Origin of the sequence: Brucella thiophenivorans, from assembly GCF_002252445.1 — a bacterium.
Lineage (GTDB): Bacteria > Pseudomonadota > Alphaproteobacteria > Rhizobiales > Rhizobiaceae > Brucella > Brucella thiophenivorans.
In genome coordinates, this window is sequence record NZ_NNRJ01000052.1 from 1 (window position 1) to 22955 (window position 22955).

Genomic DNA, 22955 nt, shown 5'->3' on the forward strand with positions numbered 1-22955 from the left:
CTATGCCTGGGCCGACAACAAATACATGCTCTATGGAGAAGGTTCCATCAAAACATCCCTCAACCACTTCTCTCAAAGCTATGCTCTCAAAGGCAATGTCGGCTTTAAAGTAAAGTGGTAAAAAGTCTACGGTCTTCTGCGAATTCAGCTCTCCGGCATCGGATCGGAGGGCTGTTCGTTTCAAATGAACAAACTGGGGCTGCGGATAAAAACTTGGACTATCAAGGAGGTAGTTCATGTATTCCTACGAAGATCGGATGCGAGCAGTTGCGCTTTATATCAAACTGGGTAAGCGTGCGAATGGACTTCCCCTTCAAAAGTGCAGGGCTTCTGTTAGATGAAACTGACAGGAGACCTTAGAATTGAAGCAGCGAGAATTTACAGAAGAGTTCAAACGCGAAACCCACGGCATGCTCCCGTCTATGAGCGGGAAAGGCAATTGTTATGATAATGCTATGGTGGAGACTGTCTTCAAGACAATTAAATCAAAACTGATCTGGCGCACGGTGTTTCAAACAAGAATTGATGCCATTAAAGCTATTGGACAAAATATTGATGGCTTATATATAATCCCATCCGCAGACATTCCGCACTGCGATATAAATCGCCAATCTCATATGAGATGACAACGCGAAATCTAGAGCCGGAAACTCTCCACTAATCCAGGGCAAGTCCATCGGAATTTTGCCTGTTTGACCGGCACCAGATCAGGAGTACGGGAGGTTAAAACCCGAGCGAACGGTAGCCGCCATTATGATAGACAAGTGGTTCTCCTCCGCGTGAAACAATCTTCAAAGCGCTACCGATAATGATGGCATGTGTATGACGTTCGATCACATCTTCGACCGCGCAATCGACGGATGCCAATGCACCAGAAAGCGCAAGTGCTCCACTTTCCAGTTCAAACCATTCAGCACCGTCATAACGCGCAATGCCTTTGATACCGTCTTTACCGGCAAAACGATCCGCCACATACTGCTGACCCGCGGACAGGATATTGAGACAGAAATGATTGTGCCGGTTGATAATTGGCCAGACAGACGCGCTGCGATTGATATTGACGATGATTGGCGGCTCCATCGACAAAGCTGTCGCAGACGTGACCGTCGCACCTGACCTATGTTCACCCCGACCGGCAGTGACAACGCTTGCACCAGCTGCCAATAGACGCATCGCCAACTGCAACTCAGCTGATTCCACGAGCGCGCTCGTCAATTCATCCGAAGTTTCAGAACGCGTATCACGAAGATAAGTCACCGTCGAAGCCATAAAATGAGCCGTCTCAATATTCCAACCGACTGAGAATTAACATGCTCTCAGACTACATCCGAGGTCGACTTTTCCTTATTCGACAAAGTTAATAGAAAATTGTCGGCGTCAGTGCCTGTCATGTTCTGCGCTTTGTTGCGGCTATGAATGCATCAAGTTCCGAGCGCGATCCCGCACCCTCCATCGGGCCTCGAACCGTGACATTACGCGCACCGGCTGCACAGGCGTAGGTAACCGCAATATCAGGCGAAAGCCCCAGCCTGCGGCTTGCAACATATGCGCCACCAAAACAATCGCCTGCGCCGGTGGGATCAATTTCATCAACGATGAACGCTTGCTGATGCAATCGCGTCCCGTCGGCGGCAAAGTAGCTTGCCCCATCACCGCCACGCTTGAGCACGATTTCCTTCACGCCCAGTTTGAAAAGACGCTCAATTGCCTTCTCTTCGCCTTCCACACCCGCCGCAAGTTCCAGCTCGTCACCCGATGGTAGCAACAAATCAGTCATTGAAATCAATCGTGCAAAAAACTGCGCCGTATTTTCATCCTGTTTGATTTCCTTGCGCAGATTGGGGTCAACAGAGAGCGTTCCGCCGCGCGCCTTGATGATGGTAACGGCTTGCTCGATCACCGCGCGCGCACCCGGCATAGTCAGTGCCGATCCCATGACATGAAGATGTCCCGCCCGCTGGCCGAGCTCTTCAACGTTGGATGTCCAGCCAAAACGGGACGCAGCAGATTGCACAATATTAAAGACGAAGTCGCGTGAACCGTTGGAGCGATAACGCACAAAAGCGCTTCCCGTTGGAAAATCCGGATCAATGGATATGCCGGTGACATCGACCCCATCACTCTCAAGACGACGGATATTCACGCGTCCAAAATCATCATCGCCGACGCATCCGATCATGGCTGACTGATTGCCCATACGCGCGCATTGGGAAATGAAAATTGCCGGAGCGCCACTCGGAAAAGGGCCGATCAGCGGCTGCGCTTCAACAAAACCGTCGCCAACAGTTGTTGCAACGATCTCAACCAGTATTTCGCCAGCACAGATTGTCGGACCAAGCTCATCGGGGGAAAGCACGCTTAAGGCCATTCTATTCACTCGCTATGTCATCGCCGAAATTCGGTAAAGAGTCGCAGAATAGATAATCTTCAGTTATTTTGAAGAGATAAAGCCCCAAACACTGAAAGAAAAAGCGGCTGTCATCGTTACAGCCGCTTTATTTGTATATTGGCCGCGCATTTTACCCGAAAGCGGTTTCATACTTTTCAGGATGCACTCTAATTTGCAAATCGTTCAATTCGCTGGCAGATCAGAAAAATCGCGCTGACGCGTAAAGGCTATGCCCTTGCTGTCGAACAAATGGCACGATTGCGGATCAATGCCGACCCTGATTTCGGCATCACCGCTGATCGGAGCTGTTCCCGGCGTGATGATGCAAAAGGTTTCGCTCATGCCTTCCGGCACGCTGTAAACAATTGTCTGCTGTCCAAGGCGCTCAACCACCGAAGAGCGCACGGTAATTGTCGTCTTACTTTCGCCGATAGTGACATGTTCGGGGCGAATGCCCAGTGTTAGCGTCTCACCAGTTTGCGGGCAGGCTGCTTCTTCGCAAAGAACCGGCAGAACCAGTTCATTGTTTCCGAGCTTCACACGCGGATGCCCGTTGCTCTCAAAGCCCGCGAACGTCACAGGCAGCATGTTCATGCGCGGGTTGCCGATGAAGCCCGCGACGAAGCTGTTGCGCGGACGGTGGTACAGTTCAAGCGGCGTACCAACCTGCGAGATGTTGCCGCCTTCAAGCACCACGATACGATCAGCCATGGTCATCGCTTCCACCTGATCATGCGTCACATAGATCATGGTTGCGCCCAGCTGCTTGTGCAGCTTTGTCAGTTCGATACGCATATCAGCGCGAAGCGCTGCATCTAGGTTGGAAAGCGGCTCATCGAACAGGAAAATCTTCGGTTCGCGCACAATCGCACGGCCAATCGCCACGCGCTGACGCTGACCGCCGGACAACATGCCCGGCTTTTGTTCAAGGCGCTGATCGAGATGCAGGATCGAGGCCGCATGTTCCACCTTACGCTTGATGGTGGCATTGTCAGCACCTTCGACGCGCAACGGGAATGCAATATTTTCGTAAACGCTCATATGCGGATAGAGCGCATAGCTCTGGAACACCATCGCGATGCCGCGCTTGACCGGAGGCAAATCGTTGACGCGCTTTTCATCGATGACAATATCGCCCGACGTCGTATCCTCTAGGCCTGCGATCATACGCAGAAGCGTGGACTTGCCACAGCCCGATGGGCCGACAAAGACCATGAACTCGCCTTCGTTCACTTCAAGGGATACGTTCTTGACGACGTCAAACTGGCCGAAGCTCTTGACAATATTCTTGAGGGATAATTTTCCCACGCTGCTCTCCTGCGGCCAAAACTTGGTCCAAAACCCGCCCTGTCCCATACAGAAGACAGGGCGGATCAGTTTGATTACTTCAGATTTTTCAGTTCTTCAGTTGCCTTGGTAAGCGCTGCTTCAGGCTTTGCATCGCCTGTGACAACGGACTGAACCATCGAAATCATCACATTCTGGAAACCGCGCCAGTCGGTGAAAAGCGGCTCTGCGCCACCATACTGGATGCCTTCGATCAGCGGGCGCCAGTAAGGAATGTCAACCATAACCTTATCAACGGCTGGCGACGGACGCATTGGTGTCAGGCCTTCATCGGTTGCAAGCTCATACTCTTCCTGAATAGCAGGAGAAGTGATGTACTTGGCAAACTCAGCAGCCTTTTCCTCAACGCCTGAATCCTTGAACACGGCAAGGCTGTCGGTGATGACAAGCGTACCCGAACCCTTGGCATCAGGACCAACAGGAAGCGTTGCAATGCCCCAGTTGAACTTGGAATCCTGAAGACGAACGGCAGCACCCGATCCACCCTGGATCATAGCGACTTTGCCATCAAGGAAGATCGCGCGAACTTCGTTCTGTTCGTAAGCGGTCGGGCCTTCCTGCGAATAGGCCTTGATGTCATTATAGGCTTTAAGCGCTGCCAAAACCTGCGGATTGTCCATAACGACTTCACCCTTGTCATCAAGTATCTTGCCGTCATTGGTGTAAACCCAATGCAGGAACTGATGCACGGTGTTGTCAAAGGTCTTGGCAGAAAGGCCATAGCCCGGAATACCGGTCTTTTCCTTGATGATCTTGGCAAATTCGATCTCTTCCGCCCATGTGCGCGGTGGCTGTTCCGGATCAAGACCTGCCTGCTTGAACAGGTCCTTATTCCAGTAGAGAACCTTGGTCGAAAGCGCGACCGGAACGCCCCACTGGGTGCCGTCATAAGTGACGGTTTCAACCACATGCGGGAAATAAGCGGCTTTTTCTTCATCGGTCATCGGAACTTCAACGATCATATCGTTGTCAGCAAATTCCTTGAGCGTGCGCGAACCGACATATGCGATTGCTGGCGGTGTGCCTGCAGCAGCAAGTGTGGTTGCCTTGTCCTGGCACTGTGCCCAGCCGACCACTTCAACAGCGATCTTCCAATCCGGGTTTTTTTCTTCCCATGCCTTGATGTATTTGTCATGCGTCTTGTCAAGCTTGTCGCCGCAATAGATCCACGAGATCTCCTGCGCTGCTGCTGATGCACCGAGTGTGCCAAGCATCGTGCTGCCTGCGAGAACAAGCGCCGCAGCCCCCATTTTGAATATCGTCGTCACCTCTGGAAACTCCCTTATGTTGATAGATTGTTGAGATGGATTGTCATTGCTTCACAGCACCTGCGGTCAGGCCTCCAACCAGATAGCGCTGTAGTAAGAAAATAATGATCATCGCCGGTGCGATGCCAACGAATGACGCTGCCATCAGCTCATTCCAGACGACTTCCTGCTTGCCGAAGAAGGCAAAAAGGCCAACCGGCAGCGGCATATATTCCGCCTTGGAATTGAACGTCAGCGCGAAGATAAACTGCTGCGCATAGGCACCGATGAAGGTTGTAATCGCCACAACGATTATCCCCGGCATGGCTATCGGCAGGATAACCCGGCGCAGCGTGTAGAAGTGACTTGCACCATCCATATAGGCCGCTTCATTCAGCTCACGCGGAATACGCATCATGTAAGTGCGCAAAAGCCAGATAGCCGCCGGAATGAGGAAGGCAACGCCCGGCACGATCATCGCGGCATAGGTGTTGAGCAGCTGAAAACTGCGCATCAAGCGGAACAGCGGGATTAGCAGAACCGCGCCCGAGAACATGTTGATCGCCAGAAAGCCGCCAAGGATCAGCCCTGCCCCACGAAAATCAAACCGCGAGAAAGCGTAAGCCGCTGGCACCACTAGGAGCAGCACGATGATCGTGACCACCGACGAGATGAAGAACGAGTTGAAGATATAGCGTCCGAATTGCGGAACGCTCTTCCACATCGAGAAATAGGCATCAAAACTGCCATTTTCCGGCCAGAACCTGTAGGGCGAAGAGAATAGCTGGTTCAATGGCTTCAATGAAACCAGAAAGCCTTCAAGGAAAGGTGCCAGCAGAAAAAACAGAAACAATGCAATCCCTGCATAGGCTGCGATTTTTTCATACCACGTATAGCGGTCGATAAGCGGCGTGTTTTGCGGTTGGCTCATTCTGGTGCTCCCTATGCCAGCTTTTCGGGGCTGATGCGCCGTGTGACACGGAAATAGGCAAGGCAAAACAGCGAGAGGAATATGCAGATGGTGACGGCACGCGCTGCGCCCTCACCATAACGCTTGGAGCCAATAGCCGTCTGATAGGTGTCGATAATCATCGTGGTGGTCGAACCGTTCGGGCCGCCCTGCGTCAAAATCCAGATAATGTCGAACGAGTTGAATGTCGCAATCGTAGACAACATCGACATAGTGATGATAGCAGGCAGCATCAGCGGCAATGTCACCCGGCGGAAGCGATACATGCGACCAGCGCCGTCCGTCCACGCGGCTTCATAAAGATCTTTCGGAATAGCCTGCATGGCGGCAAGGAAATAGAGCGTCACCATCGGCACGCCGATCCAGACGTCCGTGACAATCGTCGCCCAGAAGGCTGTATTACCATAAGCAAGGAAAGCAATTGGCCCATCGACCAGACCGAAACGCTGGAGCATACCGGAAATCATGCCGAACTGGCCGTTATACATCCAGCTCCACATGAAAATGCCAATCGCCATTGGCACGATCCAAGGCGGCATGATCATCAGGCGGAACAGCGCGCGCCCCGGCAAAGCCATATTGAGAAGCACCGCTCCAAACATGCCAATCGTGATCTTCATCAGCACCGAAAAGAACGTCCAGACGAATGTCCGGCCAATAACAGCCATAAACTGCGCATTGGCGATCTTTTCATAATTGGCCCAGCCGACCCAATTGGTCGTTCGGCGCAACGATGCGTCGGTGAAGGAAAGGATGAAGGTGTCGATCAGCGGATAGGCGACGATTGCCAGCACATAGATAAGTGCCGGTGCAAGCATGACCCAAGCAAAGATGACTTTGGAGCGTTGCATTCCCATGTATCAGATCAAACTTTCTGAAGTGCTGCGTCGAAGCGATCCCAGACGGGACGCAGATCGATGACCGTGCGCTTTTCACGCGCCTCATCCATTGCCATGGCAAGAATGCCCGCTTCCATCGCATCAAGCGGCGACACAGGAAGTGGCCCGCCATGCATGACATGGGCGATCACTTCTTCCGCCATCTTTTCGTCAGCGCCATAATGCTGAGAGAGCTCGGTGCGTGTCGCATATTCCTTGTGAATGGTACGCTTTTCGTTCAGCACTTCATGCACATCGAAATAACCACGAATGAAATCACCCTCAGCCTGACCGCGCGTTCCGAAAATCGCAAAGCGGCGGAACTGGTCCGGTGCATTCAGATTGGTGTGGAAGTTCATGCCGACGCCGTTGGCATATTCAATAATCGCGACTTGATAATCGATGATGTCACCATCGGAATCGAAAACCTTGTCGGAACCCTCCCAGCCCGTTGGCTTGCGATGGAACAGCGACATGTCGTTGATGCCTTCACGACGCGGATCATTTTCCGGAATGAAGGTCTTGCGGCCACCAAAGCTCGCAACGCGTTCTGGGCGTGAGCCGATAACGCTGTTGTAAAGATCGAGATCGTGGCAGCACTTCTCAAGAAGGAAGCTGCCCGACCACTTTGAATAGCGGCGCCAGTCGCGCATGAAGAATGCGCCGTGATATGGATAGATGTGTTCTGCCGCTTCAACCGAAACGATATTGCCAAGCAAACCATCGGTCTTGGCCTGCATCAGATCGCGATACATCGGTGCATAGCGCAGCACCAGACCAACCAGCAAACGGTCCTGACCGTGTTTAGCAAGAAGCTCAGCCAGCGCGTAAGTCTGCTCAATCGAGGATACAATTGGCTTTTCGGTGAAAACCGTAAGACCAGCTTCAAGACCCACACGAATATGATCGAGATGCATATGGTTTGGCGAGCCGATCATCAGCAGATCGAACGTCTCATTGGCGATCAGCTCTTCCGGCGTCGCATATTGCTTGCCAGCCGAAATGCCATGCTCATCCAGCTCTGCCATACCCGCAGGCGCAGGGTCTACATAGCCGACAATCTCGAACTCGGGATCAAGTGCATTGAAGACAAAACCCAAATAACCCAGACGATAGCCCAGTCCTACAATGCCGACTTTCACGATAAACTCCCAATCGATTTTTTAGTAAGATGAAAATTATCACCACAAAATGTCAAGAAAAAACACAAGGAATTTAGCAAAACCAAAACTTTTCACACAGACTTGATGAGGTCCAGAAATAGCATTCCCGACCACCTGCCTTAAAAGAAATCAAATTGCTCGAAATCAGTTCAATATGTACAAATTGCAATCATTCTGCATTAAAATTGCAATTTTAATAAATAAAAACAGTTATTTAATGGATTTACGGTTTCGTAAGCAGCACATCGAAATACCAAAAAGGGATGTATTTTGTTATAAATTCTGGCTGCGTGAAGCGCATGAAGTCATGCAAAATTCGCAACAAAAGAATTTAATAACCATTAAATCACAACCGGCTAAATTTTAGGATGGACAAAATCCATTGAAGGCGATGATATAGTTGCTAACAAGGCCAAGGCCTCTATCCCGCATGATTTGTGGCCAAGCCGACAAAGACTCAGCGGGATCTCACTTATCTAAAACGCGCCCCCGAAATTGGGTTTACCTTTCGGAATGCGCATAAATCTGCTGGTGGAGAATTGCATGCCTAGCCTATTCCGACTTGAAAATTCGTGGATCGCAAATCCCGCACCAGCCGGAACCATGACAATCGAAGTGTTTAACCTGTCGGATGAAACACTCACCGATTTCTCACTTTGCTACACCAGCATCACCCGCATTGTTGGAGAGCCGCAGATCACGAACGGACACTTTGTCCTGCATGATGGCAGCTTCAACGAAATAGCTACGCTCAAAGGCTTCGCATTGAAGCCGGGCGAAACATGGACTTTGAGCGTCGCACCACTTAATCGCTCACCGTTCCATGTTAATGACGGAGCGAAGACGGCTTATCTCAAATGTGCTGATGGCCGTTTGATCCACATTGAGACCGGCGAATTAGCGCTTTCGGGACAGAACCTCCCTCTGCCCGGCCCGCGCCTGCCGGAAGGCCGTCTTACGCTTCCGTTTGCTCTGCTGCCATGGCCCGTGAAATTCAATGCTGAAGCAGGCAGCACGCCAATTGCATTGCATCCCGCAGAGGGCACAGATCTTTCGGGTCTGCGTGCACTTTCGCTGGTTGAGGAGCTTCATGCGCGACTGTTCCCGCAAGCCCGTCAGGTATTTTCGCTCAAGTCTGTCGAAGGCGGTCGCGCTGTTGCGATCAAATCCGACGCGAGCATCAAGAAGAGCGGCTTCGCAATCGATTTCACGGCTGAGCTGATCACAGTTACAGCCTCTGATGCCGATGGCACACGCCATGGTCTTGTCGCGCTCGCGCACATTCTTGACGGTGCAAAACAAGATGCAGAAAGCTTCAAATTCCCGGTTTCGGGCCGCATTGAAGATGCACCACGCCATGATTGGCGCGGCTGCCTGCTTGATGTGTCGCGTCATTTCTGGACGCATAATGAAGTCACGCGCTTTCTCGACATTATGGCCTGGTATCGCCTCAACACGTTCCACTGGCATCTGACCGACGACGAAGCATGGCGCATTGAAATCCCAGAACTGCCGGAACTGACAGGGATTGGCGCAACCCGCGCTCCGAATAGCCCAATGCTGCCGCAGCTTGGCGATACGACTGAAACTTCGCACGGCTTTTATACCCAGGAACAAATCCGCTTAGTGGTTGCACATGCGCAATCCCTCGGCATCGAAGTGGTGCCGGAAGTCGACATGCCCGGCCATTGCAAGGCGGTACTGACCGCGCTCCCTTATCTTCAGGATCGCAATGAAGCCAATGAGTCTTACAAAACTGTTCAGGGCTTCACGAACAATGCGCTCAATCCCGCCATGCCAGCGACATGGGAGTTTGTGAAGACGATCCTTGACAATATCGTCGCTCTCTTCCCCGGTCGCTATATCCATATCGGCGGCGACGAAGTGGCAGATAATTCATGGATTGGCTCGCCGCTTGCACGCGAATTGATGGAACGCGAAGGGCTTAAAGGCACGTTTGAACTGCAATCATGGTTCATGCGTAAGCTCAAGATCATGCTGGAACAGCGCGGCCGTGTTCTCGCTGGCTGGAACGAAGTCGCTCATGGTGGCGGCGTGCAGCCGGAAGGCACTTTGCTGATGGCATGGCAGGCACCGGAAATCGGTATCGAGCTTGCAAAGCAGGGTTATGACGTCGTCATGACGCCGGGTCAGGCCTATTATCTTGATATGGCACAGTCGCATAACTGGTGGGAACCGGGCGCTGGCTGGGCGGGCGCTTCCACGCCGGAAGAAAGCTACGCTTACGAAGCTGCTGGTGATTTCCCACCAGAACTGGCGCAGCATCTCAAAGGCGTTCAGGCTTGTATCTGGTGTGAGCATTTCACCACGCACGCCTATTTCAACGACCTCACCTTCCCACGGCTACTGGCTGTGGCGGAAGCTGCGTGGACCCCGGCATCGGAAAAAGATTGGCTGCGCTTTGCTGTGCAGGCACGCCGTCATCCGCTATTCTGATCCTCATGTCCTGCACGGTTATAGCCGTGCAGCACAAAGCCTATTTTGGAAATAGTGGCGCACTGAATGTCGACCTCGAGCCTCGATCTTGTCCGGCAATATCCGATCGTGCGAGCCAGCACGATCGCGATCCTGTTTTTTGGTTTCGCAGGGGCAGCAACAACACCTTATCAGCCGATTGTCGGCATTAAAGTCATCGGCTTAAGCGACTTCACCTATTCGGTCGTGGCTTTCTGTGCCGTTGTCGCCAATCTCGCGGCCAGCATTGCCATCGGATTAGTATCTGACCGCATCGGGCGTTATCGCGCGCCAATGATCATCGTCACAGCCCTTGGTGTTGTGGGCTTTGGCCTGATCTGGCTATTTCCAACGCCTTGGGTGTTTGCACTGGCGACTATTGGACCAATCGCGCTTTTTAACGTCGTCAGCACGCTTCTGTTTGCCAATATCCGCAATCACTCTGCTGGAATGACGCCAATTGAACTCGGTGATTCCATCACCATTGTTCGCATGGCGATTTCGATTGCATGGATTCTTGTACCCGGACTTGTCGGTGCAGCACTCGCCGGAACTGGCTCTGCCCTCACCGCTTATTCCTTCGCAACATTGCTCGCGCTCGGCTGCTTTGCATCAATTGCCACATTGATGCCACATGATCACCACAAGAATCTTGAAAAAAGCCACAAAAAAGCCTCTAGTTTTGACGGCTTCAAGCGCCTTTTCTCACCTTTTGTCGTCACAAGACTGCTTGGAATCGCACTCATCACATCCGTTTTGCATGTGAACGCCATTGCACTTCCGCTGATCATTACAGGGCGCGGTGGTGGATCGGTCGAAGATGTCGGCATGGTCATGGGCTTCGTGGCAGGACTTGAAGCAATTCTCATGCTGGTATGGGCGCGTATTGGTCGCCGCCGAAGTCAGATCGGCATCTTCTTTGTCGCATCATTGCTTTACGCAATCTATCTTATCTGGCTTGCATTCCTTACCACACGATGGGAGATTTACGCGGCATCAACGATTGGGGGGATTGGTGCAGCTGCAATCGTGAGCCAGCCAATAAGCTATCTGCTTGGCATCATTCACGATCGGCCTGGCCTGTCGGCTTCCCTGATCGCAATAAACATGTTTGTCGGCGGTGGCATCGGCACAGCGCTTTTCGCTATTGGAACAAGCTTTGCTGGCTATGGAACTGTCACCATCATGGGGGCTATCGCAGGATTGGCCGGTGTCGCGATACTGGCAAAGGCAGAGTACAAGAAAAACTGAGGGGATTGCTTTGAGCCGGATACTACTGGAAGTCTGCGTCGATGATGCTGAAGGCCTGGACGCCGCGATCAAAGGCGGCGCAGATCGGATTGAGCTTTGCGCAGCACTCGCAATCGGCGGGCTGACGCCTTCCATCGGTCTCATGCAACTTTCAGCCAAAGCGCCAATTCTGATCATGGTAATGATACGGCCCCGCGCTGGCAGCTTCGTCTGGACCGAAGATGAATTGCAGATCATGGAAGCTGAAATTGCAGCAACACGTGCCCTCGGCCTTGCAGGTGTTGTGATTGGTGCCAATCTGCCCGATGGCAAGCTTGATAAGCCTGCATTGCAGCGGCTAGTGAAAGCGGCTCAAGGCCTTGAAATTGCACTGCATCGCTCAATCGATCTGACACCTGATGCGGCAGAAGGGGTGCAAATAGCTATCGAGCTTGGCATCGACCGCATTTTGAGTTCAGGCGGCGCCTTGAAAGCCGTATCCGGCCTCGAACGCCTTGCGGAAATGCAGATTGCTTCCAAAAACAAAATCACCATCATGCCGGGTTCGGGCGTGAATATGGGGACACTTGCCGAGATCGCTGCGGCATTGCCTGATCTCACTGAAATTCATGCATCCTGCAGTGCGCCCATCGATGCGGATGAGATTCTGCTGAATTTTGGCTTCGCTGTGCCGGGCGCGACAAGAACCACGGCAGCGAAAGTTGCCGAGCTGCGTACAGCTCTCAACGCCATTGCCGATGGCAGACAGCCACCTTCCTGATTTAAACAGCCATCCCTTGCTCAGGAATGGCCGACATACAAACGGAGCAAAAATAAATTTGTGTTGAAATAAACAACTGACTTGAGAAATTTGTGTTGAAGTAAAATTTTCTTTTCAATAGAAAATTACGACACAAGGAAAGGGCCGGAGTTGCAACCGACAGAAGACCTCTATCAGACTGTGCAAGCAGCAGTGCCGGAGCTTACTCCGAAGCTGCGTGGCATATGCCTGTTGATCGAAAACGATCCGGTAGGCTTCATTCGCTCAACTGCACGCGAATTGTGCAGCCAGCTTGGCACATCTGAGCCAACGCTCATCCGCTTCTGCCAGCGTTTTGGCTATGCGGGCCTTGCCGATTTCCGCATCGATCTTGCTTTGTCGCTTGCCCAGCGCCCCGGCCTGGTGCCCGCTGGTGTGGAAGCCAATCCGGTTGATCGTCGTGCCGTCAATTTCGACGCCAAGGATGCAATCGGACGCAAGGCAGTCAGTCTCCTTGAAGGCGATACCGCGGTGCTGTTCGATAACGGCTCCAGCACCGAAAGACTGGCAGCACATCTGGGCGATCTTGCACCCCTTATCGTCATGACCCGCAGTCTCGACGTTGCGCAGACCGTGCTTCGCCACAAGCAGCATCAGGTGATGCTGACCGGCGGCAGCATCCGCCGCGAAACCATGTCGGTCTCCGGACGACTGGTCGATACGGCTCTTTCGGAAATGCGTTTCGACACCTTTGTTATGGGTGCGGATAGTGTTGATCCCGAAACAGGTGTGAGCACTTTTCTGGAAGACGAAGCCCATCAGAACCGCGCGATGATCGAGGCTTCTGGCCGTGTCATCGTTCTGGCCGACAAGACCAAATTCAGCAAACCACGGCTGCATCGTATCTGCGCAATGGATCGGATTACAGCGATTATAACCGATATTGAGCCCAATCACGAAATAGCCAACCGCATCCGCGAACGCGGCGTGCGTGTCATCAGTACTCAAGAGGACGGCGTAAATGACTAAACTGGAAACGAGCCACACCTGGCAGGAAATTCATGCACAGCCGGGCATCTGGCAGGCTTGGGCAGCACCTCTTGCCACCCAGTCGGCTGAAATCCGTGAATGGATCGCCGCCAAGGGTATCAAGCGTATCGTTTTCAGCGGCGCAGGCACCTCGGCTTTCATCGGTCAGGCTCTTGCATCGGTCAAGGCTGGCGCGATTTCGCTTAACGCCATTCCAACCACCGACATTGTTTCCAATCCGTCCGAAACGCTGTCTGATGATGGCGAACTGCTCGTCGTGCAGTTTGGCCGCAGCGGCAACAGCTCGGAAACCATCGCAACGCTCGACCTGCTGGACGAGCATTTCCCGAAGGCTCACCGCCTCAACATCACCTGCAATGGCGAAAGCGCACTGGCCGTTCGCCCAGCAAAAGGCCCGGGCGAACAACGCGTCATCGTTCTGCCAGCAGCAACCCACGATCAGGCTTTTGCCATGACCTCGAGCTATACGACGATGCTTTTGTCGGCGCTCGCCTGCATTGATGGCACAGCTGATGTCGCCGACAAGCTAAACAATCTCTCGGCTGCCGGTGCTAAGGCACTTGCACAGCTCGACGCAACGCCTGCCCCGCATCCAGACCGTGCAATTTTCCTCGGCTCCGGCGCATTGACCGGCGTTTCGCGCGAAAGCGCACTCAAGGTTCTGGAGCTGACTGCAGGTCAGGTCATGACCAACTGGGACAGCACGCTCGGCTTTCGCCACGGACCAAAGGCTTCAGTTGTCGGTAACACCCGTGTTGTGGTTTTCATTCACCCGGATCAGCACACCGCTCGCTATGATCGCGACATCGCAGTTGAAATTGCTCAGCAGTTCCCGACGGCGACGGTTACGACTGTTGGCGGCGAAGACTGTGATCTTGCGCTTGATCTTACCGGCGACAGCCGCTGGGATGCCGTACTTTATGTGCTTCTGGCGCAGATATGGTCTGCCCGCTGGTCGGCAGAACTCGATCTCAACATCGACAATCCATTTATTGATCAGGGCAACCTGACACGCGTTGTTTCCGGGGTTAAGATTTACCCCTTTGCAGCATGAAACACGAGGTCAGCATGATCTGCGGCGCCATTGATCTGGGCGGCACCAAAATTGAGGGCCGACTGTTCGACGCAAATATGGAAACGGTTCTGACACGGCGTATTCCAACGCCTGTCAGCGACTTTGAGGCCTTTATTGATGGGCTTTCGGCGCAGATTGAATGGCTGACCGAGACGGCGGGCAATCCAAATCTGCCCGTCGGCATCAGCCTGCCGGGCTGGATTGATCCGGCCAACGGACATGGCTTTGCATCCAACATTCCGATCACAGGTCGCGATGTCGGTGCAGCCCTCACCAAACGTTTCGGACGCAGCTTTCCGCTGATGAACGACTGCATGGCTTTCGCCTATTCAGAAGCGCATGGCGGTGCAGCCGAGGGCAGCGAAGCGATGATTGGCCTGATTGTCGGCACCGGCATGGGTGCTGGTGTGGTCATCAACGGCGAGATTCCGCCGCGCTATAATGGTCTTGCACTGGAAATCGGTCACACGGGTATGCCTGCACGCATTCTAAGCGAGCAGAACATGCCATTGATCCCTTGCGGTTGCGGTAAGACGGGTTGCATGGAACGCTATGTTTCCGGCACGGGCCTTGCCGATATTTCCAAGATTAAGCTCAATGAGACCATTTCCAATCAGGAACTGACATTGCGCGCGTCCAATGGCGATGCGAACGCAGAAAAGGTTCTCGATGACTGGGCTGATCTGATGGCGGAATCGCTTCTGACCATGCAGCTTGTTGTCGATCCGGATTGCTTTGTGCTGGGCGGTGGCCTTTCCAATATGGATGGTGTTACTGAGCGCGTCTCAAAGGCATTTGAAAAGCGCAAACTCGGACCCACACGCATACCCGCCATCAGAACTGCACGTTTCGGTGATAGCTCTGGGGCACGCGGTGTTGCGCTATATGCATTAAATAAAGCTGGAGAAAGCCAATGACCCGTCTTGTCGCCCCCGATTATGTCTTTCTGAACGGGCGGCTTCAGACTGGTCTGGTGGCCGAGATCGGCCAGCATGGCATCACCCGTCTTCGCCCGCGCAAATCGGATGAAACGCCGGACTTGACGCCGCGTGTGCTGATGCCAGCCTGCATCGACCTGCAGGTCAACGGTGCGGGCGGCATCATGCTGAACTCGGAAACCAGTGCAAAGGGCATCGCGCATATCATCTCGACACTGCGCAAACTCGGCACTGCTTGGGTTCTGCCAACGCTCATTACCTGCGAGCCGGAGCGCATCATTCAGGCAGCCCATGCAGCCGTTGAATGTAAAGACATGGATGGCTTCTTCGGTCTGCACATTGAAGGCCCGCATCTCAACCCTGCCCGCAAGGGCACGCATCGCGTTGAATTCATCCGCCCGATGGATGCATCCACGCTTGAAGCGCTGAAAATTCTGCGCAAGGCGGATGTGCCTGTCATGCTGACGCTGGCACCGGAAATGGTGCCGGGCGACACGATCCGCGAGATCGCTGATATGGGTGTCGTGGTTTCCGCCGGTCACACCAACGGCACGACGGAACAGGCCCGCGCCGGGCTTGCTGCCGGTGTGAGTTGTTTCACCCATCTTTACAACGCCATGCCGCCAATGACCTCACGTGAGCCGGGTGTGGTCGGCACTGCAATTGGCAGCGATGCTTTCGTCGGCATCATTGTTGATGGACATCATGTGACATGGGAAATGGTCGGCGTCGCATGGCGTGCGCGCCCAAAGCGTGACCGCATGTTCCTTGTATCAGACGCCATGTCGACCATTGGCGGCCCAGATCATTTCGAACTTTATGGCGAGCGCATCGAAGTGCGCGATGGTGCACTCGTTAATGCAGCCGGTTCCTTAGCTGGCGCCCATATCGATATGGTCGGCTGCCTTGCCAATCTCGTTCAGCATGTCGGTGTGCCGCTTGAAGAAGCCATTCGCGCAGCCTGTGTTGTGCCTGCCGATGTGATGGGCGTAGCTTCACCGAACCTTGGTGCCGAAACGCCACTGCCAGAGATTCTTGCTCTGGATAGCAATCTTCAGCGCATTTCTCTCTAAAATTTTCTTTCTATCTATGGAGTCCCATCATGAGCAGCACTCAGACCTTGAGCAAACTTCCCGCCCGCTACGCGAGCGGTGCGCGCGGAGGCATCACCTCGATCTGCTCGGCACATCCTCTTGTTATCGAAGCAGCTCTTCTTGAAGGCATTGCAACCAAGACCGACGTTCTGATCGAAGCCACCTGCAATCAGGTCAATCAGGATGGCGGCTATACCGGCATGACACCGGCTGATTTCCGCCGTTTTGTCGAAGACATCGCATCGCGTCTCGGCTTTGATACCAAGCACCTTATTCTGGGTGGCGATCACCTCGGCCCAAATCCCTGGAAGCACTTGTCTGCTGAAGAAGCCATGGCCAAGTCCGAAGTGATGATGGATGGCTTTGTGCGTGCTGGCTTCACCAAAATCCACCTCGACACCTCCATGGGCTGCGCCGGTGAACCAGTCGCACTGCCCGATGCTGTGACCGCTGAGCGTGCGGCCCGTCTTGCCAAGGTTGCTGAAAAAGCAGCCGCTGAATCTGGTTTTGATCTGCCTGTCTATATTGTTGGCACGGAGGTTCCGATCCCGGGCGGCGCGATGGAAGAAATCGAAGATCTGGAACTGACCAAGCCCGATGCAGCACTTGAAACCATAGCCATTCATCGCAGAGCCTTTGCAGCACTTGGTTTAGAAGATGCATTCTCGCGCGCCATCGGTGTTGTCGTGCAGCCGGGCGTGGAATTCGGCAATGAAAATGTCGTCTATTACGACAGCGAAAAGGCGACTGCTTTAAGCGGTGTTCTCAACCAGACGCCGCAGTTTGTCTTTGAAGCCCACTCGACCGACTATCAGCCGGTTGAGGCGCTGTCGGCTCTGGTTCATGATGGCTTTGCCATTCTGAAAGTTGGACCGGGCCTGACTTTTGCGCTGCGTGAAGCACTCTACGGTCTCGATCAGATTGCAGCCTTCCTCGACAAGCTTCCAGAAGAAGAAACCGTTCGCGGCAAGCTTGAGAAGCTGCTTCTCAACGAGCCCAAGAACTGGGAGAAATATTATCATGGCGATGCGGAAGAACTGCGCCTTCAGCGCCATTTCTCCTATAGCGACCGCATTCGCTATTACTGGCCGCATCCGGAAGCAACGGCTGCCGTCAATTCGCTACTCACGCGCCTTGAAGGCCGCAAAATCCCGGAAACGCTGATCAGCCAATATCTCGGCACGCTTTATCCATCTGTTGCATCCGGCAAGGTTGAAGCCACGTCGCATGCACTGATGGTGGAAGCCGTTCGCAATGTCATCCGCATTTATGGACAGGCTGTCGGAACACATTCGTGAGGCAAAATAATTCAGCGAAGCGAGGCTATACCCTAGCTTCGCTTTTTGCGCTGGAGTGCTGCAAGAACAGAACGCTCCGAGCTTAAAAGATAGCTATCGAGCTCGTGTGCGGCGCGCTCATTATTGCCCGCTTGAAGCGAACCCAAAAGCTCCGCATTCAGCGCGATATAGGAGTCGTGCATATGCGCGGTATCTTCCAACTGCGCGAACACCAGACGCAGTTCCGCAAGCACCAGATCAAAACAAACGCTCAATCTCGTGCTGTCGCAAAGCTCGACCATGGCGCGGTGAAATTCCATATTGATGGTGCCAACCTGCCTCCAGTCACCATTTTCCTGCGCTGAAACTGCCTGCACTAATAGCGCGTTCATGCGCGCCAACGCCGGGTGCGCAGGAACTGCAATCTGAACAGCCCCCTTCTGGATAACGCGCCGAACGCGATAAATATCAACTACCGTGGCCTCGTCGGGCGTCGCAACAAAAACACCGCGATTGGGAATATAGGTCAGTAAGCTTTGGCTAGTGAGAAGGCGGAAAACCTCGCGCAATGTATTGCGCGATATGCCAAATTGCGCTGAAATCTGCTGCTCGGAAAGCTTGCTGCCGGGCAATAATTCGCCTGTAATCAACATTTCGCGGATTTTGGCAGCTGTTTGGGTCGCCAATGGCTGGTCATCGTCAAGCGAAGGCATTGCGTTCGTCATGAATATCCTTCAAACTTTCATTATTCGGAACAGCGCGGCATGATCCCAAGCTATCCCCCACCATTTTCCAGCGAGAGCGGTTCTTATTAAAATTATTCGTTAGAACCGCTCTATTTCTTTATTTTTTCGCATTATCCGGCGCAAAACCGCTACACACTTTTGCTGGAAATGCTCAGATACACAAATTACATATTGTTGAACAATACATAATAGGTTATTCAACAATAACTCGTAAAATGCCTTTATTCAACTGGGATGAGACATGGCAGCTATCGATCTCAACAGCGATCTTGGAGAAGGCTTTGGGCCTTGGCCGATGGGAGACGATACGTCGATGCTTGCAATCGTGACCAGCGCCAATATTGCCTGCGGCTTTCATGCGGGTGATCCTGCCGGAATTATGACCGTGTTGCGTGAAGCGGCTCGCCATGGTGTGACTGTTGGGGCGCATATCGGCTATCGCGATCTGGTCGGTTTTGGCCGTCGCAATATGGACCCTTCAAGCAGCGAACTGATTGCCGATACGATTTACCAAATTGGAGCTTTGCAAGGCCTGGCGCAAGCCGCCGGAACAACGGTCAGCTATGTGAAGCCGCATGGCGCGCTTTATAACACCATCGCTCATGATAAACGTCAGGCAGCGGACGTCATTGCCGGGATCAAGGCGATTGATCAAACACTTGTACTAATGGCATTGGCCGGTGCACCCATTGTCGATCAGGCACGCGATGCGGGACTGCGCGTAGTTGGCGAGGCTTTTGCGGACCGCGCTTATAATGCCGATGGCAGCCTTGTTAATCGTCGGCTTGAGGGCGCGGTTATTCATGATCCGCAGATCATTGCCGAGCGGATGCTGCGTATGATCAACGAACAGCGCATAACAGCCATTGATGGCACCGAGATTGCGCTCGACGCCCAGTCGATATGCATTCATGGTGACAACCCGACAGCCGTTCAAATCGCCCGTACTTTGCGCTCAACACTGGAAGCGCGCGGAGTCGAGCTTAAGGCTTTTGTCAATGTTGACCATGACTGAACGCCTGCGCTTTCTACCGTCAGGCAGCGACAGTTTTCTTGTCGAGCTTGACGATCTCGGCATAACGCTGACCTTGCTCGATGCCTTGCTTGCCGCAAAACTTGAGGGCGTTTGCGAAGTGATCCCCGGGGCGCGAACGATCATGCTACGCTTTGATCCTTTCGTGACCGACCGCGCAAAACTGACAGTGCAGATTGCAAAGCTGGACCTGTCGGTTCGCAGTTCGCGCAGCGGTGAATTGTTTGAAATCCCTGTTTGTTATGATGGTGAAGACCTTCGCGATGTCGCCGCCATTCTTGGCTGCACCATCAATGAGCTTATTGAGCGCCATACGGAAGCGACCTATATGGTGGCCTTTACCGGCTTTGCGCCCGGCTTTGCCTATATGACGTGCGATGATCCGAGCTTTGATGTGCCACGCCGCAAAAGCCCGCGTATGAAAATTCCGGCAGGATCAGTCGCACTGGCAGGCAAATTCGGCGGAATTTATCCCTCCGACAGCCCCGGCGGCTGGCAATTGCTTGGCACGACACCGCTTGCAATGTGGGATACAACGCGTGAACGCGCGGCCTTGCTTGCGCCGGGTGATCGCGTGCGCTTTTGCGATATAGCAAAGAGTAAAACCATTCAGGTTTCAAAGCCCGCACCAAAGCTGGAAAATCCTCGCAAAGCCACAGAGGGCCTGCTTGTCACCCGTGCCGACCGTCCCGTGCTGTTTCAGGATTTAGGCCGTCCTGGTCTTGCAAGCCAGGGGGTCTCTCAATCCGGTGCGCTTGATCGTATTGCGATGCAGCACGTCAATCGTTGTCTCGGCAATCCGCGCAATGCTGCGGTTCTCGAAATCTCCTTTGGCGGCTTTGCCTTCAAGACCGATCGTCCTGTTACCGTCGCCGTAACCGGCGCGCCCTGTCCCTTGACCATACACACGTCGACGGGAACAAAAATCACAGCCACATTTGCAAGCCCAATCGCATTGGATGCTGGCGATGAATTGCTCCTCGGCATCCCGCGGGAAGGAATGTTGAGCTATCTTGGTCTTCGTGGCGGGTTCGATGTCGAGGAAGTTCTCGGCTCAAAATCACGCGATACACTTGCCAAAATAGGTCCAGAACCCATTGCAATTGGCGACGTGATGGTGCCTGCCAATCGAACCGCACTTGCAGTCAATTGTGGTGAAAGCATAGAGCGCCGCCTGCCGCATGCAGGCGACGTCGTGACACTCGACATTGTACTTGGTCCCCGCACCGACTGGTTCACCCAGCAAGGGCTTGCAACGCTGACCGCACAGGAATGGGATGTGACACCGCAATCAAGTCGTGTCGGCATGCGCCTGTCAGGTCGGGCAAACATCGAACGCGCCAATCACGATGAGCTGCCATCGGAAGGCACAGCCCTTGGGGCAATTCAGGTACCGCATACGGGACAACCTGTGCTTTTCCTCGCAGATCACCCGCTGACAGGTGGCTATCCGGTCATAGGTGTTGTGGCGAGCCACCATCTTGATTTAGCGGGGCAAGTACCCATCGGTGCCCGCATCCGTTTTAACCCTATATCCGCTTTCGAACCGCAAGAAGTAATACGCTGATGAAAAAGCTGCTTATCGCCAATCGTGGCGAAATTGCCATCCGCATCATACGCGCAGCAGCCGATTATGGTGTTAAGTCTGTTGCAATTTATTCCGACGCCGATGCAAATTCGCTGCATGCAGAGTTTGCCGATGAAGCCTATGGGCTGGGCGCAGGGCGTCCTAATGACACCTATCTCAATATTGCGAAGATACTCGACATTGCAAAGCGCGCTGGTGCCGATGCAGTGCACCCGGGCTACGGCTTCTTGTCGGAACGCGCCGAATTTGCAAAAGCCGTTATCGATGCAGGTCTGATGTGGGTCGGCCCATCGCCGGAAGTGATCACCGCTTTGGGCGACAAAGTCGCAGCACGTCGCATCGCCGAACAAGTTGGCGCACCACTCGTCAGGGGATCGGACGGCCCATTGGAATCGGCAGCGGAAGCGGTGGCGTTTGCGCGTGAAGCAGGCTTGCCGCTGGCGATCAAAGCTGCCTTTGGCGGCGGCGGTCGCGGTATGAAGGTCGCCTATCATCTCGAAGAAGTCGGCGAATTATTCGATTCCGCCGTCCGCGAAGCGGTAGAAGCTTTCGGTCGCGGCGAATGCTATGCAGAACAGTTTCTTGAGAAGCCACGCCACATCGAAGCGCAAGTGATCGCAGACACTCACGGCAACACCGTGGTTCTTGGTACACGCGATTGCTCGCTGCAACGCCGTAATCAGAAGCTTGTTGAAGAAGCACCGGCGCCCTTCATCACACAAGACCAGCGCAATCGCATTCATGAATCCGCGCGCGCAATCTGTGCCGCTGCAGGCTATACTGGGGCAGGAACCGTCGAGTTTCTGCTTTCGCAAAACGGAACGATCTCGTTTCTGGAAGTGAACACCCGCCTTCAGGTCGAGCATCCGATCACCGAAGAAACCACCGGCGTTGATATTGTCATCGAACAATTGCGCATTGCTGATGGTAAAAAACTGTCGGTCACGGAAACGCCAGAACCGCGCGGTCATGCCTTTGAGTTTCGCATCAATGCGGAAGATCCGGGTCGCGGCTTCCTGCCAACGCCGGGCCTGATCACCCGTTTCCGCGCGCCTTCGGGTCCGGGTGTGCGTCTTGACACTGGCGTTGAAAGTGGATCGGAAATCCCCGGCCTTTATGACTCGATGATGGCCAAGCTTATTGTCTGGGGTGCCACACGCGAAGAAGCGCTTATTCGCGCGCGCCGCGCACTGGCCGAATTCCACATCGAAGGTGTTGCTTCCGTGCTGCCGTTCCATCGCGCCGTGGTTGAAGATAAAGACTTTATCGGCGAAGACGGTTTCAAGGTTTTCACCAACTGGATCGAAACCGAATTTCGCGGTGTTGAACCATCTGTAAGGATCGATCCGGTCGATGGCGGATTGTTGCGCAGCTTTATCGAGATCGATGGCAAGCGCCATGCAATCGGATTGCCAGCGGCGCTCTTCTCCGGGTTCAGTGCACCACAGCAAGCAACATCCAGCGCTCCCCAGGCCACAGAGGGTGCCGTCACTGCCCCTATTCCCGGCACGTTTCAGCAATGGCTGGTCGAAGACGGTGCAATGGTGAGCGAAGGCGAAATCGTCGCCATTATCGAAGCCATGAAGATGGAAACGCGTATTGGAGCTCCCAAATCAGGCAAAATCAGTCTTCGTGCAGAGGCAGGCAAGAGCGTAAGCCTCGGCGCGGAACTGGCCATTATCGAATAGTTCTTTC

At 53.6% G+C, this 22955-nt stretch carries 20 protein-coding genes and 1 pseudogene; 12 read left to right on the forward strand and 9 right to left on the reverse strand.

Features of this window, described 5'->3' with window-relative positions; all coding sequences use genetic code 11:
* Positions 1–238, reverse strand: a 238-nt coding sequence (locus CEV31_RS21240) for a hypothetical protein (protein WP_210190942.1), incomplete at its 3' end; no start/stop codon positions are given.
* A gap of 166 nt (positions 239–404) precedes the next feature.
* Between CEV31_RS21240 and CEV31_RS16710 the strand changes: the two are divergent.
* Positions 405–661, forward strand: a pseudogene (locus CEV31_RS16710) (integrase core domain-containing protein); the annotation flags it as partial.
* Positions 662–723: 62 nt separating this feature from the next.
* On the opposite strand, the gene CEV31_RS16715 reads toward CEV31_RS16710, so the two are convergent.
* From CEV31_RS16715 to CEV31_RS16745, 7 genes are all read right to left on the reverse strand, one after another.
* Positions 724–1269 (reverse strand): flavin reductase family protein, encoded by a 546-nt coding sequence (locus CEV31_RS16715; RefSeq protein WP_094508663.1) that lies wholly within the window; start codon positions 1267–1269, stop codon positions 724–726.
* Positions 1270–1387: 118 nt separating this feature from the next.
* Positions 1388–2368, reverse strand: coding sequence for a tagatose kinase (locus CEV31_RS16720; RefSeq protein ID WP_094508665.1), 981 nt, complete (start codon positions 2366–2368; stop codon positions 1388–1390).
* A gap of 204 nt (positions 2369–2572) precedes the next feature.
* A complete protein-coding gene (locus tag CEV31_RS16725; protein ID WP_094508885.1) occupies positions 2573–3697 on the reverse strand; it encodes an ABC transporter ATP-binding protein in 1125 nt (374 codons plus the stop codon).
* A gap of 74 nt (positions 3698–3771) precedes the next feature.
* Positions 3772–4986, reverse strand: a complete 1215-nt coding sequence (locus tag CEV31_RS16730; protein ID WP_094508667.1) for an ABC transporter substrate-binding protein — start codon at positions 4984–4986, stop codon at positions 3772–3774.
* 61 nt (positions 4987–5047) lie between these two features.
* Positions 5048–5914, reverse strand: a complete 867-nt coding sequence (locus tag CEV31_RS16735) for a carbohydrate ABC transporter permease (RefSeq protein WP_094508669.1) — start codon at positions 5912–5914, stop codon at positions 5048–5050.
* 11 nt (positions 5915–5925) lie between these two features.
* Positions 5926–6810, reverse strand: coding sequence for a carbohydrate ABC transporter permease (locus CEV31_RS16740; protein ID WP_094508671.1), 885 nt, complete (start codon positions 6808–6810; stop codon positions 5926–5928).
* An 8-nt stretch (positions 6811–6818) separates the two neighbouring features.
* Positions 6819–7973 carry a Gfo/Idh/MocA family protein gene (locus CEV31_RS16745; protein WP_094508673.1) on the reverse strand — a complete coding sequence of 385 codons (1155 nt, stop codon included), beginning with the start codon at positions 7971–7973 and terminating at the stop codon, positions 6819–6821.
* 564 nt (positions 7974–8537) lie between these two features.
* On the opposite strand from CEV31_RS16745, the gene CEV31_RS16755 reads away from it, so the two are divergent.
* The 8 genes from CEV31_RS16755 (at position 8538) to CEV31_RS16790 (ending at position 17914) form a co-directional block, all read left to right on the forward strand.
* Entirely contained in the window at positions 8538–10451 is a 1914-nt protein-coding gene (locus CEV31_RS16755) for a beta-N-acetylhexosaminidase (RefSeq protein WP_094508887.1), read from the forward strand.
* A 66-nt stretch (positions 10452–10517) separates the two neighbouring features.
* Positions 10518–11720: an MFS transporter gene (locus tag CEV31_RS16760; protein ID WP_094508678.1), complete on the forward strand. Its 1203-nt coding sequence runs from the start codon at positions 10518–10520 to the stop codon at positions 11718–11720.
* A 10-nt stretch (positions 11721–11730) separates the two neighbouring features.
* Positions 11731–12480 carry a copper homeostasis protein CutC gene (locus tag CEV31_RS16765; RefSeq protein WP_094508680.1) on the forward strand — a complete coding sequence of 250 codons (750 nt, stop codon included), beginning with the start codon at positions 11731–11733 and terminating at the stop codon, positions 12478–12480.
* 150 nt (positions 12481–12630) lie between these two features.
* On the forward strand, positions 12631–13488 hold the full coding sequence (locus CEV31_RS16770) for a DeoR/GlpR family DNA-binding transcription regulator (RefSeq protein ID WP_094508682.1): 858 nt from the start codon (positions 12631–12633) through the stop codon (positions 13486–13488).
* Positions 13481–14563: an SIS domain-containing protein gene (locus CEV31_RS16775; protein ID WP_094508684.1), complete on the forward strand. Its 1083-nt coding sequence runs from the start codon at positions 13481–13483 to the stop codon at positions 14561–14563. Before CEV31_RS16770 ends, CEV31_RS16775 begins: the two co-directional genes overlap by 8 nt.
* Before the next feature lie 14 nt (positions 14564–14577).
* Complete coding sequence (locus CEV31_RS16780) at positions 14578–15501, forward strand: ROK family protein (protein ID WP_235818139.1); 924 nt, start codon at positions 14578–14580, stop codon at positions 15499–15501.
* Positions 15498–16595 (forward strand): N-acetylglucosamine-6-phosphate deacetylase, encoded by a 1098-nt coding sequence (nagA, locus tag CEV31_RS16785; RefSeq protein WP_094508688.1) that lies wholly within the window; start codon positions 15498–15500, stop codon positions 16593–16595. Before CEV31_RS16780 ends, nagA begins: the two co-directional genes overlap by 4 nt.
* A gap of 29 nt (positions 16596–16624) precedes the next feature.
* A complete protein-coding gene (locus tag CEV31_RS16790; protein ID WP_094508690.1) occupies positions 16625–17914 on the forward strand; it encodes a D-tagatose-bisphosphate aldolase, class II, non-catalytic subunit in 1290 nt (429 codons plus the stop codon).
* A gap of 32 nt (positions 17915–17946) precedes the next feature.
* Here CEV31_RS16790 and CEV31_RS16795 read toward each other — a convergent pair whose 3' ends face one another.
* The gene (locus CEV31_RS16795) at positions 17947–18618 is read right to left on the reverse strand and encodes a GntR family transcriptional regulator (protein WP_235818140.1); all 672 of its coding nucleotides are present in this window, start codon (positions 18616–18618) and stop codon (positions 17947–17949) included.
* 262 nt (positions 18619–18880) lie between these two features.
* Between CEV31_RS16795 and CEV31_RS16800 the strand changes: the two genes are divergently transcribed.
* From CEV31_RS16800 to CEV31_RS16810, 3 genes are read left to right on the forward strand one after another with little or no spacing between them, the layout of a single operon-like run.
* Positions 18881–19654, forward strand: coding sequence for a LamB/YcsF family protein (locus CEV31_RS16800; protein ID WP_094508692.1), 774 nt, complete (start codon positions 18881–18883; stop codon positions 19652–19654).
* Positions 19647–21239 (forward strand): 5-oxoprolinase subunit B/C family protein, encoded by a 1593-nt coding sequence (locus tag CEV31_RS16805; protein WP_094508892.1) that lies wholly within the window; start codon positions 19647–19649, stop codon positions 21237–21239. Before CEV31_RS16800 ends, CEV31_RS16805 begins: the two co-directional genes overlap by 8 nt.
* Entirely contained in the window at positions 21239–22948 is a 1710-nt protein-coding gene (locus CEV31_RS16810; protein ID WP_094508694.1) for an acetyl/propionyl/methylcrotonyl-CoA carboxylase subunit alpha, read from the forward strand. The genes CEV31_RS16805 and CEV31_RS16810 overlap by 1 nt, the downstream gene beginning before the upstream one ends.
* Positions 22949–22955: the final 7 nt, after the last annotated feature.